The following is a 16,309-nucleotide window of genomic DNA, read 5'->3' as shown; positions in this document are numbered from 1 at the left end:
GAAAGATGTCAGGAATTATCAAAAATCTGTTGGTGATGACCGCTGGCGCAGCGCTCGGTGTGGGTGGCGTTATCTTATTTGCCCCGGCCGTTTTGCAAGGCCAGCTGAGTACCGAAAGCGCTGAAAAGCAACCGCTATACTGGGTGGCGCCGATGGATGCCAACTATCGGCGTGATCAGCCGGGCAAGTCACCCATGGGCATGGACCTTGTGCCCGTCTATGAGGAGGCTAGTGACAGCACGGTGGCCGGAGCGGTCGAAATAGCTCCGCAGGTTGTTAACAACTTGGGTGTGAAAACGGCAGCCGTTATCGAGGCGCCCTTTGAGTCACGAGTGGATACCGTTGGTTACGTCCAGTACAGCGAAGATGCGTTAGTACATATCCATCCGCGTATTGAGGGTTGGGTTGAAGCGCTGTTTGTTGAATCGACGGGAAGCCCTGTGGAGCAAGGAGCGCCATTGTATCGACTCTATTCACCGCAATTAGTGACCGCTCAGCAAGAGCTGTTGATCGCGTTGAAACGAGGTAATCGCATCTTGGCCAAGGCTGCTCGTAGCCGTCTGGCGGCGTTGCAGGTACCAAGCCACTTTATCAAAGAGCTAGAGCGAACCCGAGAAGTGCAGCAGAGTGTGACTTTCTATGCGCCTCAGTCTGGTGTGATCGAGAATTTATCGGTGCGCGAGGGCTTCTATGTGAAGCCGGGCACAACGCTGATGAGTATTGCCAAACTTGATGAGGTTTGGGTTGAGGGGGAGGTTTTTGCAAACCAAGCGGCTTTTGTCACCCAAGGCCAACCGGTGCAGATGAGCCTCGATTATTTTCCGGGGCAGCAGTGGCAAGGGAGCGTCGAGTATATCTACCCAACCCTATCTACTGACACACGCACCCTGCGCCTGCGGATGCGCTTTGCCAACCCTGATCAACGCCTGCGCCCCAACATGTTTGCATCTCTGACGCTATTTGCGCGTGATAGTGAAACGACGTTGATGGTGCCCCGTGAGGCGGTCATTCGGACAGGCCGACAAGATCGTGTTGTTGTGGCACTGGAGGAGGGGCAGTTTAAGTCGGTGGCTGTGCAGTTAGGGCGCATGAATGATCGCTACATCGAGGTTTTGGACGGGGTGTTGCAAACTGACCGTATCGTCACCTCAGCTCAGTTCCTGTTGGACTCGGAGTCGAGTAAGTCTTCTGATTTTCTGCGCATGGCGCCTGCGCCGAGTAAGGTCTGGATGGCGGGGGAGGTCAACGCAGTGACGCCTGCAGAACGCCTCGTCAACATCAGCCATGAGCCTGCACCTGAGTGGAAATGGCCAGCAATGACCATGAACTTTGTGGCATCAGATCAGGTGGATATCAACCAGCTAGAAAAAGGGCAGACACTGCACTTTGAGGTGGCTAAAGGGGAGGCGGGAGATTATCAAATCACTGGGATCCATATTATGTCGCAGCCGCGTGTCTCGAGCGCCACGGTGAATGGCACGATTAACCGTATTGATATTGAAAACCGTGTTATCAACATCAGCCGAGATGCCATTGAAAAGTGGGATCGACCGGCCGCGACGATGGACTTTATCGCAAGCGAGGACGTTGATCTTGCTGCGTTAACGGTTGGAGCGGTGGTGCGCTTTACCTTTGAGGTGCGTGATGATCTTGTGATCACTGAGCTAACGCCTGCGCCCACCCATGCTAACCATTCTGATACTCAGCAACACTGAGGGTGGCCTAATGATTGAAGCTATTATTCGGTGGTCAATTGCTAACCGCTTTCTGGTTTTGGTGGCTGCTGCTGTCCTTATTGTAAGCGGTAGTTTTGCGCTAAAAAATACGCCAGTTGACGCCATACCTGACCTTTCTGATGTGCAGGTGATTGTTAAAACTAGCTACCCGGGCCAGTCACCACAGGTTGTTCAGGACCAGGTGACTTTTCCCCTAACCACGGCGCTTTTATCTGTACCCGGCGCAAAAACGGTGCGTGGCTACTCCTTTTTTGGTGACTCATACGTCTACGTCATCTTTGATGACGATACCGATATCTATTGGGCTCGTAGCCGAGTGCTTGAGTACCTCAGCCAAGCAACATCCAGCTTGCCGCAAGGGGCGACGACGCAGCTAGGCCCAGATGCGACGGGTGTGGGATGGGTCTTTATCTATGCGCTCACTGATCGCACCGGCCAACACGATCTCAGCGAGCTACGTAGCCTGCAAGACTGGTTTCTCAAATACGAGTTGCAAACTGTGCCCGGTGTATCCGAAGTTGCAGCAGTGGGTGGCATGGTGAAGCAGTACCAAGTGCAGGTCGACCCTGACCGGTTGCGTGCCCACCGTATCCCTTTAAGTTTGATTGAGATCGCGCTAAAACGGGGCAACCAAGAAGCAGGTGCTTCTGTTATTGAGATGGCAGAGGCGGAATATATGGTCACGGCCAGTGGCTATATTCAATCGGCGCAAGATATTGCGCAGATCCCGCTGGGTGTAAACGAGCAAGGCGTGGCGTTGACCATTGCCGATGTTGCTGAGGTGGTGGTAGGGCCGCAAATGCGCCGGGGCGTGGCGGAACTGAATGGCGAAGGGGAAACTGTCGGCGGCATTGTTGTGATGCGCTTTGGGGAAAATGCCCAGCAGACCATTGCTGGTGTTAAAGAGAAGCTCGCTTCTTTGGAAGGCTCCTTACCGGATGGAGTTGAAGTCATTCCGGTTTATGACCGTTCTGACTTGATCACCCGCGCGGTGGACAATTTGTGGAGTAAGTTGCTGGAGGAACTCGCCGTTGTTGCGCTGGTATGTGTGGCATTTCTCTTCCATCTTCGCTCATCCATCGTGGCGGTCGTCACGCTGCCCCTTGGAATATTGGTGGCGTTCATCGTGATGTATTGGCAGGGAATTAACGCCAATATCATGTCGTTAGGTGGTATCGCAATCGCTATCGGTGCGATGACAGATGGTGCCATCGTGATGATTGAAAACATGCATAAGCACATGGAGAGAACTCCGCTCACTGACCAAAACCGGTGGCAAGTGGTTGCACGGGCGGCCTCAGAAGTCGGGCCTGCACTGTTTTTCAGCTTACTGATTATCACCGTATCATTTTTGCCGGTGTTTATCCTTGAGGCGCAAGAGGGGCGGATGTTTGCGCCACTGGCGTTCACCAAAACCTATGCAATGGCGGCCTCAGCAGGGCTTGCGATCACATTGGTGCCGGTGTTGATGGGCTACTTTATCCGCGGAAAAGTGATCTCCGAGCGCAAGAATCCGCTAAATCGGTTACTGATTGCGCTCTATTTTCCCGTGCTGAAGCAGGTTATGAAGTTCCCTAAAGCGACGTTGGTGGGGGCGCTGGTTGTGACGGTCGCAGGCTTTTATCCGGTCGATAAGATTGGTAGCGAGTTTATCCCTGAACTGGATGAGGGGGATCTGATGTATATGCCAACGACATACCCGGGAATATCGATCGGCAAAGCGCGTGAACTGCTGCAGCAAACCGATAAACTGATTCGTACAGTTCCAGAGGTGGCCAATGTCTTTGGCAAGGTGGGCCGGGCTGAAACTGCAACGGACCCCGCTCCTTTAACGATGATCGAAACATTTATCCAGCTTAAACCGCGTTCTGAGTGGCGTGCAGGCTTGACGACAGCAGATCTAAAAGCGGAGCTAGATCGTTTAGTGAAACTGCCGGGCGTCACCAACGCATGGGTCATGCCCATCAAAACACGTATCGATATGCTGGCCACCGGTATTAAAACGCCGGTTGGTATCAAGGTGGCGGGGCCTGATCTGGGCGTGATTCAATCTATCGGGCAGCAGCTTGAGATGCTGCTACCACAAGTTAAGGGGACCGCATCGGTATACTCTGAACGTGTGGTCGGTGGGCGCTACATCAATGTGGATATTGATCGCCAGCGGGCGAGTCGTTATGGGCTGAATATTGCTGATATCCAGCAGCGTGTAGCCGTGGCTATTGGGGGGAGAAACATTACCCAAACCGTAGAGGGCCAAGAGCGCTATCCGGTGAACATACGTTATCCTCAAGACTATCGTGATAGCCCTGAGAAGCTCGCGATGCTGCCTTTGATGGCTCCAAACGGTGCTCAAATAACGCTGGGTGATGTGGCATCAATACAGATTAAAGAGGGCCCTCCCGGCATCAAAAGCGAAAACGCACGCCTTAATGGGTGGACATTTATCGATATCGACAACGTAGATATTGGTACCTATGTGGCTGATGCGAAGGCGATGTTGGCGCGCGAGCTATCACTGCCGGTGGGGTACTCCATTATTTGGGCTGGGCAATATGAATATATGGAGCGCGCCAAGCTAAAGCTATCGTATGTTTTGCCACTCACCTTAGCGATTATCGTGGTGTTGCTGTATCTCAATTTCAAAGCGTTTAGTGAAGTCGCTATCATCATCGCAACGCTGCCGATGGCGATGATTGGCGGGCTTTGGTTGATGTATTGGGAGGGCTTCAACTTTTCAGTGGCGGTGGGTGTAGGTTTTATCGCGCTGGCAGGCGTTGCCGTAGAGATAGGCGTCATTATGTTGGTATATCTCAACCAAGCCCTTCGCGAGCTTCAGGCTGAGGCCCGAGAAACAGGAAAGCCTATTACGCGTGCTGAGTATCGAGATGCGTTGCTGCGTGGAGCGGGGTTGCGCGTGCGTCCTGTTATGATGACGGTGGCAACAATCATTATTGGGCTACTTCCCATTCTCTATGCGGATGGCACAGGGGCGGAGGTCATGAGCCGCATTGCTGCCCCTATGGTTGGCGGTATGACCAGTGCTGTCATACTGGCGCTGATCGTGTTGCCGGTTGTTTACAGCTTGGTTAAGTGGCCGGTGATTGAACGGTTCAATCGCCAGTTGCCAACACCGTCGTGAGGGGTAGGTAATGTAAAGAGGGAGAGGCTATTGGGCCTCTCCTTCGTTGCTGCTATGTGCGTTTTCTATCTCGTTGAGGTGGGCTAGAAAGAGCGTAAAAATCTCAGATTGCGTTGAGGTGTTCAAACGAGTGTGGATATTTTTACGATGCACTTTCACGGTTCCAAGACTGATATTGAGCATCGAGGCGATCGCTTTGGAGGAGTGGCCCTGTAAAATTAGCCCTGATATCTCCTGTTCGCGTTTTGTTAACACGCCCGTACCGAAGGTTTTCAATGCTTGCTTCATCGCGCTATCGGATTTTTCAAACTGAACATACTCGGCCGCTTGCGAAAGCCAGAATTGGCGCACCAACGCACTAATCACGGGGAAGCTGTCCTGTAAGCGCAGCAGTTCGGCACGGGTGATGGTGCCAAGGTTCGTTTTCCGCCCTAAGGAGATGGCACAGGTAACGGTTTTATCCAGCTCAATGACAAGGTTTATCTCATCGACGAGATCAAAATCCTTGTAGCATGTTTGGTAGTATTCGGTCGTTTCGAAGGAGTCAGGGGCGATCTCAATGAGGCGGCTAACATCGGGAAGCCCACCAGCTTGGATACGGTTGAAGAGCGGGTCCAGAATATAGGATTTACTGAGGTAATTGTGCAGCGTTTGGCTCTGCTCAGCAGGGTCTGTCGGGTAGAGAATGACGGGCCTAAAACTCTTTTTAAACGTAACCATCAAGATGGTATCGAAGTGGCACAGGGTGCCTAAAAAGTCAGCGAGTACATGTGGGAAGCTGCGCAGCCTCACATGGTCTATTAAACTGGCGACATCTTTCTTCCATGCGCTGAATTGTGCATCTTGTTGGTATCTTTGGCTCATGGTGGGGCCTGCGTTTGCTGCTTTCTGGCGATAGGCTAATATCGCGGCGTTGACTCGTAGTTTACGATGGAATCGAGCAATAAAAAATCTGGCTGCGCGAGGCAGCCAGTAGAAAGTGAAGCATGCGGTGCTTCAGTGCTTACCGTGTCAGGGCTAATTTAGCCCTTATCTACAGAGGCCAAGGTAAGATCAAAACAGTGGCGCGCCTTTTCTAGGACTTCATCCACTTCGGCGTGGCTGATAACCAGTGGTGGCGAAAGCACCATACGGCTACCCACGGCACGCATAATAAGGCCGTTTTCGAAACAGTGGTCACGGCAGATTAGGCCGATATCTAAATCATCTGGGAAGAGCGTTTTGGTCGCTTTGTCTTTAACCAGCGCGATACCTGCAACTAGCCCCATGCCTTCGATGTGCCCAACGAGTGGGTGTTCGCTGAGCATTTCACGCAGCTTAGTTTGAAAGTAAGGCCCGATATCGTTCGCGACGTAATCAACGATGTTCTCCTCTTTCATAAGGCGGATGTTTTCGATAGCAACCGCCGCCGCCACAGGGTGGCCCGAATAGGTGAAGCCGTGGTTAAAGTCTTCATCGTGCTCGATAAACGCGTTGGCAATGCGATCACCAACGGCAACAGCCGCAATCGGCAGGTAACCGGAAGATAGGCCTTTGGCCATGGACATCAGGTCGGGCTGGAAATCAAAGCTTTGGCAGCCGAACCAGTTGCCGGTACGACCAAAACCACAGATAACTTCATCTGCTGCGATCAGTACGTCATATTTGTCGCAAATGCGCTTGATCTCTTGCCAGTAATTAGCGGGTGGCACGATAACACCGCCAGCGCCTTGGATCGGCTCACCTACAAACGCCGCAACGTTGTCAGGCCCTACGGCAAGAATCTTCTCCTCTAGTGCTTGTGCACAGGCAAGACCGAACTCCTCTTCGCTCATATCGCCTGCCTCGCCGTACCAGTAAGGCTGGCGAATACGCTCGATATTCGGTACCAGTGGGCCGCCTTGTTTATGCATGCCGCTCATACCACCTAGGCTGGTGCCGCCAATCGTACTGCCGTGATACGCATTTTCACGACCGATCAAGATATTTTTGTACGGCTTGCCTTTGATATTCCAGTACTGACGCACCAAGCGAATGACAGTATCAACCGCTTCGGAACCGGAGTTTGCAAAGAAGATATGGTTTAGATCGCCAGGCGTAACACTTGCGATCTCTTTGGCTAACTCTGCAGCAGGTGTATGAGTTGTTTGGAAAAAGGTGTTGTAGTAGGGCAGTGTTTGCATCTGCTGGTGCGCTGCTTCAACAAGCTCTTTGCGCCCGTAACCCATGTTGACGCACCAAAGGCCTGCCATGCCATCGATAATCTTGTTGCCTTCACTATCCCACAGGTAAACGCCTTCGGCGCGTTCGATAACACGTGCGCCTTTGCGGTTCAGTGCACCTGTGTTGGTAAATGGGTGCATGTGGTGGCTAGCATCGGTGGCTTGAATATCGGCGGTGTTAGCCGCTGTCGTTGTGCGATGGCTGGACATAACGTTACTCCAATTTAGTAGCAGCGACACCATCGCTTGAACACAGGTCGTGTGAATTTTCGATGGGGTCGTTGAGTGATCAAGTTTGAATTGATTTTGTGATCACAAAATTTAAAAGTCAATCACAAAGTTGATAAAAAATCGCACCACTTCGAGGCGTATACCTCGAAGTGCTTGATATCAAAAAAGAAAATATGGGGCGTAACGGGGCAAGGATGGTGCGCAGGGTTAGCTCTCAGACTCTTCGATAAAGCGCTGCAGTAACTCTGGGGTACTGGCGAAGGCAAAGCCCTCGCGAATATCGGCCGAAATGGCGATTTGTAGCGCAAAAGCATCTTTTCTTTCAATGGCTTGCATCGCATCGTTATGACGATCGACAAGGTAGTGATCTTTGAGATGATTGGTGGCTAAGCGCATAAATGGGCCGAGTTGCAGCCAGATGCTCTCGATCAACGGAAGCGTCACCTGGTGGGGGTTGGCCGTGTACAGGCTGCGGTGAAAGTTCTGATTCAAGATGCTAATTTTATTGAGGTTTCCCTGCTCTTGAGCATCATCAATCAGGCAGTCTAGCTGGCGTAACTCGTCTAATTTCACGTTATCAATATAGGGGAGCGCACGAGCCGCCGCATGAGATTCTATCGCAATACGTGCTTCACAAAGTTCATCGAATTTCATGGCTGTCATGTGGGGAACGAGCACCCGGCGGTTCCCCTGAATCTCAAGTGCGCCCTCGGCTGCGAGCTGCCGCAATGCTTCACGAATAGGCATGGGGCTGACATCGAGAAGTGCCGCCAGTTCGCGGATTGTAAGCGCGCGGCCAGGCAAAATTTCTCCGTTCATGACGGCGTTACGGAGCATCGAATATACCCACTGGGTGATAGTTACACCCTCGTTTCGCTCGGTTAAGGTAATTTCGATAGGGGATTTCTTGTCCATTGGCTTTGTCATCTTGTTGTTTGCCCTTATGTTACCGCTATCGCGGTTGAGGGTGAATGCAATAAGCTACTGACGAATAGTTGACCGAAAGAGAAATTCGTGATCACATTGTTGTGTATTTGTGATCACAATTCAATTAGATTGTGACCTGTGATCATCTAGCTGAAGAAGGCTGCACTCAGCTGTGCGGCGCTGGATGACACCGTGTTTAGAGAGAATCTTATGTCTTCTGATAATAACAACGAGTTTGATCTGTTCATCACCGACCTAAATGGCAACCTGCGCGGTAAGCGTATGCCAAGCAATACACTGGATAAAGTGATGGAAGAGGGGGTCAAGCTGCCGCGCTCAGTGGTTGGATTCGACTTCTGGGGAGATGATGTACTGGAGAATGGTCTGGTTTTTGAAACCGGCGATAGTGATGGTGTTTGTATGCCAGTGCATCCAGAGCCCGTTCCCGTAAGCTGGGCTGAAACTGCCCGCGACCAAATCTTGGCGACGATGTACAACCCAGATGGCTCGCCTTTCTTAGCTGATCCTCGCCAAGTTCTGAGCGCAGTGGTTAAGCGTTATAAAGAGAAAGGGCTGACACCCGTCGTTGCGACCGAGCTTGAGTTCTACTTGATGGACGGCAAGTCAGAAGAAACACAGCGCCCGCAGCCACCTGTTTTAGTGGAAGGGCACGGCCGGCGCCTATCTGAGACTGATTGTTACTCCATTGATGAGATGGACGGTTTAGCGCTGTTCTTTGCGGAAGTCCGTGAAGTGTGTGAACAGCAGGGAGTGCCGGCGGATACTATTATCTCCGAGCTTGGACCAGGTCAGTTTGAAATTAACCTAAACCACGTTGATAACCCTATGTTAGCGGGTGATCAGGCGATCATGTTTAAGCGTCTGGTACGCGGTATTGCACGCAAGCACGGATACGCTGCCACCTTTATGGCTAAGCCATACGCGGACAAGAGCGGTAACGGTTTCCATGTGCATTTCAGCTTGCTAAACGAGGCGGGTGAAAACGTGTTTGATAATGGCGGCGACGAAGGCACCGATATGCTCAAGCACGCTGTTGCTGGCATGATGCAGACGATGGCAGATGGCATGCTGACGTTCGCACCCCATATGAACTCTTACCGCCGTTTCATGGTGGGCGCTCATGCACCAACGTGCGCTAGCTGGGGTTACGAAAACCGCACCGTAGCGATCCGTGTACCGGATAGCCCATGTGTCGCACGTCGCGTGGAGCACCGTGTGGCAGGAGCGGATGCCAACCCATATCTGGTACTTGCGGCGATTTTAGCGGGTGCTTTGTATGGTATCGATAACAAACTGATGCCACCTGCTCCGGTTGAAGGTGACGCCTATGCCGAGATGGACCCTGAGTTGGTCTTGCCTAATCGCTGGGATGACGCCACCGAGGCGTTCGCGAACAGTGATGTGCTATCCGAGTACTTGGGTGAAGAGTTCATTCGTGTTTTCACCGCGGCGAAGCGCCAAGAGCAGCAAAAATTACATGCGCAGATTTCAGATATCGAATACGAGTCTTACTTAGGCTTTCTTTGATAAATACCACGCAGTTGAACTTTCGTCATACCACCTGCGAGGTATGTCGAAAGAGCAGTCAGCTACGTAGATTGGTACCTGCCGCTATCGCACAAAGGGCGGCAAAAGCTGGTTTTCGCTGTAGGTTTAGCACAACAAGCATAATGCACGGCTAAAGCTACAGAGAGTTAGGTTAGCAACAATAACAAAAAGCATGTCACCATCCTTCATTAGAGAGTGTGAAGCGGTGGCACCTAAACGGAGTGTACCTATGTATAGCAAAAAGGCCGCACTGGCTATTGCGCTTTCAGCGTCGATCTCAACAGCGGCATTGGCCGAAGAGAAGGTTCTAAACGTCTATAACTGGTCTGATTATATGGACCCAGCGGCTATCGAAGCATTTGAGAAAGAGACGGGCATCAAGGTCAACTATGATGTTTATGACTCTAACGAAGTGCTCGAAGCGAAGTTGATGTCTGGTGGCACAGGTTACGATGTTGTCATCCCAACGGGCTCTTTTCTGGAGCGTCAGGTAAAGGCGGGTATCTACGCTAAAATCGACAAACAGAAGCTGAGCAACTTGAAAAACCTCGATGCTGAGCTGGTTGAAAAGGTTGAACGTCACGACCCTGGCAATATGCACAACGTACCCTACACATGGGGCACCATTGGGCTTGGCTACAATAAAGAAGAGGTGACCAAGCGCCTTGGTACAGACTCTTTCAATACTTATGATCTGATCTTTAAGCCGGAAGTTGCGGCTAAGCTAGCGGATTGCGGTATTGGCTTACTCGACTCACCGGCTGAGGTGATGTCTATCGCGTTGAACTACTTGGGCCTTGATCCAAACTCCGAGAAGAAAGCGGATCTAGCGAAAGGAACTGAGCTATTAAAGTCAGTGCGTAGTAGCTACAAGTACTTCCACTCCAGTAAGTACATCTCGGATCTAGCGAATGGTGATGTGTGTGTTGCCTTAGGCTATAACGGCGATATTCTGCAAGCTCAGAGCCGTGCACAAGAGGCAGGTCAGAAGCACACCATTGAGTATATGATTCCAAAAGAGGGTACGCTGGTCTGGTTTGATCTGCTGGCAATCCCTGCTGATGCTCCGCACCCTGAGGCGGCTCACCAATTTATCGATTACATTCTGCGCCCAGAAACTGGCGCGAGTATCGCTAATTTCGTTTACTATGCCGTTGCAAATACGGCGGCTCGTCCTCTCTTGAATGAGGATGTCGTTAACAACCCGGGCATTTACCCTGCCGATGAGGTAAAAGCGCGTCTGTTTACGCAAAATGCACACACTGCGAAATTTGATCGCCAGTTGACTCGTGCATGGAGTGGCATTAAAACCGGACGTTGATAGATAGTGCACCGGGATACGTGTCAACGCGTTCCCGGTGTTCTACAACTGCGACGATAAGGCGCCAAAGGCACTGACGTATCGTTTGTGCTTCAGCATATTTAGCTAGCCGTTTTAACCCTGACGCTTGCCTTGTGTGGGTAGGTGGAGGGATCTGTATAGCAACGACGCGAGGGTAAGTTATGACCTCCTCCCAGAATATCGAGACATCACTGTCATCTAATACTGCAACTGATAGTGTACCTGCATGGAAGCAAGAGGGTGCTGAACCCTTTCTACGTATCGAAAACCTGACTAAGAAATTTGGCGAGTTCACTGCGGTGGATAACATCTCGCTAGATATATACAAAAATGAGCTGTTTTGTTTGCTCGGCGGGTCGGGCTCCGGTAAGTCCACGTTACTTCGCATGTTGGCAGGCTTCGAGACGCCTACTAGCGGTCGCATTATTATCGACGGTACCGATATGTCGGGTATTCAGCCGTGGAAGCGCCCGGTTAACATGATGTTCCAGTCTTACGCGCTGTTTCCGCACCTCTCGGTTGCAGACAACGTGGCTTTTGGCTTGAAGCGCGAAGGTGTGGGCCGTGCTGAAGTGAAACAGCGTGTTGCGCAGATGTTGGATATGGTACAGCTTGGGCATCTTGGCAAGCGCAAACCGCATCAACTTTCTGGTGGTCAGCGTCAGCGGGTTGCGCTAGCACGTTCCTTGATTAAACGTCCTAAGTTGCTGTTGTTGGACGAGCCGCTGGGCGCGTTGGATAAAAAGCTCCGCGAAGAGACCCAATTTGAACTTGTGAACATTCAAGAGGAGTTGGGAGTTACCTTCGTTGTGGTAACCCATGACCAAGAGGAAGCGATGACGCTCGCAACCCGTATTGGTGTCATGAACCACGGTGTGATCGTGCAAACGGATGAGCCACACGATGTTTACGAGTATCCAAATAGCCGCTTCGTTGCACGCTTTATCGGTTCCGTGAATCTGTTTGCCGGTTTCGTCGTGCAAGATGAGCCGGATGCGGTGCATATCGAATCGGCTGAAGCGGGCACAACGATTGTAAAACACCATGGTATTAGCTGTGCGCCGGGCCAAGAGGTAAGTGTGGCGGTGCGCCCAGAGAAGATCTCTATCAGCTATGAGCGCCCAACCGACGCTGATAACATCCTAGAGGGCGAGATCGAAGATATCGCTTACATGGGCAGCCTTTCAGTCTTCCGAGTGCGCCTGAACAGTGGCAAAGAGGTGCGAGTCACTCAACCGAACTTCGACCGCCACGTCGGTGATCGTTTTACATGGAACGATAAAGTCTTCCTATCTTGGAAGTCCGATAGCACCGTGGTACTCACGTCATGAGTATTCTAAAAGGATCGGCCTGGATAGGCGATGAGTCACAAATTGGCGTGAAGCGCCCGTTCTTCTCACGCATCCGTTGGGGAAAGTTAGCAGTTATTTCAATGCCAATGTTTTGGCTCGGGCTATTTTTCTTCGTGCCTTTTCTGGTGGTGTTCAAGATCTCATTGGCCGAGACGGCGATTGCCGTACCGCCTTACACATCACTGCTAGAGTGGAACTTAGAAGAGGCTTACCTCAACCTCAAAATTAACTTGGGTAACTACTTTTATTTGGTCGAAGATACCTTTTATCTGGATGCGTATCTTAACTCGATCAAAATTGCCGCGATCTCAACGCTTATTACACTGATTGTCGCGTTTCCTATCGCATACTTGATTGCGCGCAGTGAGGGCAGCGTGCGTGGTTTGCTGCTAGCTGCGGTGATTTTACCATTCTGGACCTCGTTTCTATTGCGTGTGTATGCATGGATGGGGTTCTTGAAAAAGAACGGTATCGTGAACGATATGCTGCTGGGTATGGGTGTGATCGACCAGCCTTTGCAGATGCTACAAACAGACTTCGCCGTCTATGTGGGTATCGTTTACACCTACCTGCCATTTATGGTGTTACCGCTATACAGCGCCCTCGAAAAGATGGATATGACGTTGCTGGAAGCGGCAGAGGACTTAGGTGCTCGGCCAGTAACCGGTTTCTGTTTAGTGACACTGCCGCTGGCACTACCGGGCATTATCGCCGGTTGCTTGTTGGTATTTATCCCTGCGGTTGGTGAGTTTGTTATTCCTGCGCTGTTGGGTGGTTCGGATACTTTGATGATTGGTCGAGTGCTCTGGGATGAGTTCTTCTTGAACCGGGATTGGCCGATGGCCTCAGCGGTGGCGATTGTTATGCTCATCGTGCTGGTGTTGCCGATTATGTTGATCCGAAATACGCAAGGTAAGGAGGCAGCATCATGAAACGACGTTCATGGTTCCTGAACCTATCAGCTACGGCTGGCTTTATTTTCCTGTACGCGCCGATTGTTGCGCTGATCGTTTACAGCTTCAACAAGTCCAAGCTTGTAACGGTATGGGGTGGCTGGTCACTGAAGTGGTATACCGAGCTATTCAACAATGAACAGATCATTGAGGCGGCTTGGTTGAGCGTGAAGATCGCCTTTATCAGTGCATCGCTGGCCGTGGTGCTCGGCACGTTAGCAGGGTATGCGATGAGTCGTTTTGGGCCGTTCCGTGGCAAGATGATCTTATCTGGTTGGGTAACGGCGCCGCTGGTTATGCCAGAGGTCATTACCGGACTCTCGTTGCTGCTGCTCTTTGTGGCGATGGAACGTATCTTTGGCTGGCCCTCAGGGCGTGGGACTGGCACGATTATCATCGCACATACGACCTTCTGTATGGCCTATGTTGCTGTTATTGTGCAGGCGCGGCTCTCGTCGATGGATGAGTCACTCGAGGAAGCAGCGATGGACCTGGGTGCACGTCCAAGTTCGCTATTCTTCCTCGTGACGTTGCCCTTGATAGCTCCTGCGATCATCTCGGGGTGGCTACTATCCTTCACGCTGTCGTTGGATGACTTGGTAATCGCGAGTTTCGTTTCGGGGCCGGGTAACAGTACATTGCCTATGGTGATCTTCTCGAAAGTACGTTTAGGCGTAACACCAGAGGTCAATGCGCTCGCAACGCTGATGATATTGATTGTTGCGGTTGGCGTGATCGCTGCGATGTACCAAATGCGTCGCCAAGCTCGCTTGTTAGAACGTTTAGACAACAACTAGCGCGTTGCGCAGTAGGGGCTCTGCCTGCTGCGCGTTTTTCGCGGCTCAGTTTATAAAAGGTAGTAAAAATGAAGTTAGGTATCCTTGAAACCGGTATTACGCCAACCGAGCTACTCGATGAGCATGGCTCTTATGCGCAGATGTTTATGCAGCTGTTTGATAAGGCGGGCTACGACTACCAATATGAGGTTTTTGAGGTAAAAGCGGGCCAGTTTCCGAGCAGCCCGACCGAGTGCGACGGCTGGATTATCACCGGTTCAAAGTCCAATGTTTATGAGCAACTACCGTGGATGGCGACGTTGAAGGAGTTTATCCTGGCTATCCATCAGTCTGAGCGCCCGATGGTGGGTATCTGCTTTGGACATCAGATTGTGGCCGAGGCGTTTGGTGGTGTCGTAGAGCAATATGCAGCAGGTTGGGGGGTAGGTTTGCATACCTATCGTTTGGAAGGGAAAACCGACTTTATTAAGGATGTACCGAACGCATTTACGATCAACGCTGTGCACCAAGATCAAGTTGTCACCAAACCGGATAACGCTGAAGTCTTTGCTACATCAGAGTTTTGCCCGCTGGCAGGGCTTGTTTACGATGATCGAATCTTTACGCTGCAGTCTCACCCTGAGTTCAACGTGGCCTATGAAGAAGCGTTACTTACGCTACGCGACGGAGATGGTATTCCGAATGCGGCGGCACAAGCAGGGCTGGCGTCACTGCGTGAAGCAGGCGCGAAGGCCGATTCTCTGGAAGTCGCGCGCTGGATGGCCGAGTTCTTAGAGGCGCGGGTCAAATAAATACAGTCAAAGAGCAAAATCTCGAAACATAAAAAAGCCAGCATGTCGCTGGCTTTTTTGTGGGTTTGGCAGAGGTGTTATTTGCCGCGCTTGATCTCGGCCCATAAGCGGTTGCGGACTTTGGCGATCTTCGGTGGTACCTGAGAGCTGATATACAGGTTGTTCATTGTCGCCTCATCAGGATAGATGGCAGGGTCGCTAGTGATCTCTTTATCAACCAGTGCGGTAGCGTCTTTGTTTGGGTTGGCATACCAAACATAGTTAGTGATCTCTGCAATGACGTCAGGGCGCAGCAGGTAGTTGATAAACTTATGCGCGTTCTCTGCATTGGGTGCGTCTTTAGGGATCACCAGCATATCGAACCAGATCTCAGAACCCTCTTTAGGGATGCTGTACTTCACCTCAACGCCGTTATTTGCCTCTTCGGCACGTGCCGCGGCTTGAAACACATCGCCAGAGAAACCGACGGCAACACAGCTATCTCCATTGGCAAGGTCGTTCACATACTGCGAAGAGTGGAACTGCTTCACGTAGGGGCGAACACCTTTCAGTACCTTGGCAGCGTCGGCATTGGGTTTAAAGTCGGCCACGTTGTGGGAGTTTGGATCTTTTCCTGCGTAAAGCTGCGCAAATGGGATCATCTCATCGGGTGAGTCTAAGAACGTGACGCCACAGTCTTGTAGTTTCGCCATATACTCGGGTTTGAAAACCAGATCCCAGCTATTGACGGGAGCATCCTCGCCCAGTGCCGCTGCAACTTGTGCAGGGTTATAGCCAATACCCGTTGTGCCCCAAAGGTAGGGAATACCGTATTGGTTGCCCGGGTCTTTACGGCCGAGTGTTTCCATCAAGCTAGCGTCGAGGTGCTTGTAATTCGGCAGCTTTGTTTTATCAATTGGCAGGAAAATACCCGCTTTGATCTGTAACTCCATAAAGTGTGACGTTGGCACAACCAAGTCATAACCTGAGTTACCCGCTAAGAGCTTTGCTTCGAGCGTTTCGTTGCTGTCATAAACGTCGTAAGTCACCTTGATACCGGTCTCTTTCTCAAAGCGTTCTATCGTCTCTTCAGCGATATAGTCAGACCAGTTATAAAAGTTTAACTCCTCTTGCGCTTGAGCGGCTGAGGAGGCTGCAATACTTAAAGCCAATGCTGAAAGCGTAAAGGTAAAACGAGAGGGTAGAGCGCTTTTCATAGTTTACAGTCTCCAGTTGCAGTGGGTTCGACATCCGTCTCAAATGACGCAACACGAATGCCAATCATAGTAATC

At 51.3% G+C, this 16,309-nt stretch carries 12 protein-coding genes; 8 read left to right on the top strand and 4 right to left on the bottom strand.

Going from position 1 to position 16,309, the window contains the following annotated elements:
* Window positions 1-5 precede the first annotated feature (5 nt).
* Both EOE65_RS15695 and EOE65_RS15690 read left to right on the top strand, forming a co-directional pair.
* Window positions 6-1,715: an efflux RND transporter periplasmic adaptor subunit gene (locus EOE65_RS15695; RefSeq protein ID WP_127695457.1), complete on the top strand. Its 1,710-nt coding sequence runs from the start codon at window positions 6-8 to the stop codon at window positions 1,713-1,715.
* 10 nt (window positions 1,716-1,725) lie between these two features.
* The gene (locus EOE65_RS15690; protein ID WP_127695455.1) at window positions 1,726-4,875 is read left to right on the top strand and encodes an efflux RND transporter permease subunit; all 3,150 of its coding nucleotides are present in this window, start codon (window positions 1,726-1,728) and stop codon (window positions 4,873-4,875) included.
* A 27-nt stretch (window positions 4,876-4,902) separates the two neighbouring features.
* On the opposite strand, the gene EOE65_RS15685 is transcribed toward EOE65_RS15690, so the two are convergent.
* The 3 genes from EOE65_RS15685 to EOE65_RS15675 form a co-directional block, all read right to left on the bottom strand.
* Window positions 4,903-5,739 carry a LuxR C-terminal-related transcriptional regulator gene (locus tag EOE65_RS15685; RefSeq protein ID WP_127695453.1) on the bottom strand — a complete coding sequence of 279 codons (837 nt, stop codon included), beginning with the start codon at window positions 5,737-5,739 and terminating at the stop codon, window positions 4,903-4,905.
* A gap of 158 nt (window positions 5,740-5,897) precedes the next feature.
* A complete protein-coding gene (locus tag EOE65_RS15680) occupies window positions 5,898-7,286 on the bottom strand; it encodes an aspartate aminotransferase family protein (RefSeq protein WP_127695451.1) in 1,389 nt (462 codons plus the stop codon).
* Between the two features lie 228 nt (window positions 7,287-7,514).
* Window positions 7,515-8,234, bottom strand: coding sequence for a GntR family transcriptional regulator (locus tag EOE65_RS15675; RefSeq protein WP_240657017.1), 720 nt, complete (start codon window positions 8,232-8,234; stop codon window positions 7,515-7,517).
* Window positions 8,235-8,444: 210 nt separating this feature from the next.
* Between EOE65_RS15675 and EOE65_RS15670 the strand changes: the two genes are divergently transcribed.
* The 6 genes from EOE65_RS15670 to EOE65_RS15645 all read left to right on the top strand — a co-directional run bounded on the left by EOE65_RS15670 (window position 8,445) and on the right by EOE65_RS15645 (window position 15,038).
* On the top strand, window positions 8,445-9,782 hold the full coding sequence (locus EOE65_RS15670; RefSeq protein WP_127695449.1) for a glutamine synthetase family protein: 1,338 nt from the start codon (window positions 8,445-8,447) through the stop codon (window positions 9,780-9,782).
* 250 nt (window positions 9,783-10,032) lie between these two features.
* Window positions 10,033-11,124 carry a polyamine ABC transporter substrate-binding protein gene (locus EOE65_RS15665; protein WP_127695447.1) on the top strand — a complete coding sequence of 364 codons (1,092 nt, stop codon included), beginning with the start codon at window positions 10,033-10,035 and terminating at the stop codon, window positions 11,122-11,124.
* Between the two features lie 182 nt (window positions 11,125-11,306).
* Window positions 11,307-12,476, top strand: coding sequence for an ABC transporter ATP-binding protein (locus tag EOE65_RS15660; RefSeq protein WP_127695445.1), 1,170 nt, complete (start codon window positions 11,307-11,309; stop codon window positions 12,474-12,476).
* On the top strand, window positions 12,473-13,429 hold the full coding sequence (locus EOE65_RS15655; RefSeq protein ID WP_127695443.1) for an ABC transporter permease subunit: 957 nt from the start codon (window positions 12,473-12,475) through the stop codon (window positions 13,427-13,429). The genes EOE65_RS15660 and EOE65_RS15655 overlap by 4 nt, the downstream gene beginning before the upstream one ends.
* Window positions 13,426-14,247 (top strand): ABC transporter permease subunit, encoded by an 822-nt coding sequence (locus EOE65_RS15650; protein WP_127695441.1) that lies wholly within the window; start codon window positions 13,426-13,428, stop codon window positions 14,245-14,247. Before EOE65_RS15655 ends, EOE65_RS15650 begins: the two co-directional genes overlap by 4 nt.
* Before the next feature lie 68 nt (window positions 14,248-14,315).
* Window positions 14,316-15,038: a glutamine amidotransferase-related protein gene (locus EOE65_RS15645; protein ID WP_127695439.1), complete on the top strand. Its 723-nt coding sequence runs from the start codon at window positions 14,316-14,318 to the stop codon at window positions 15,036-15,038.
* Between the two features lie 77 nt (window positions 15,039-15,115).
* Here the strand turns inward: EOE65_RS15645 and EOE65_RS15640 are convergent, their stop codons facing one another.
* The gene (locus EOE65_RS15640) at window positions 15,116-16,234 is read right to left on the bottom strand and encodes a polyamine ABC transporter substrate-binding protein (RefSeq protein WP_127695437.1); all 1,119 of its coding nucleotides are present in this window, start codon (window positions 16,232-16,234) and stop codon (window positions 15,116-15,118) included.
* Between the last annotated feature and the right edge of the window lie 75 nt (window positions 16,235-16,309).

The sequence above is a fragment of the Neptunomonas marina genome, assembly GCF_004005935.1.
In the GTDB taxonomy this organism is placed as follows: domain Bacteria; phylum Pseudomonadota; class Gammaproteobacteria; order Pseudomonadales; family Balneatricaceae; genus Neptunomonas; species Neptunomonas marina.
This window is presented reverse-complemented; position numbering and strand designations above follow the sequence as displayed.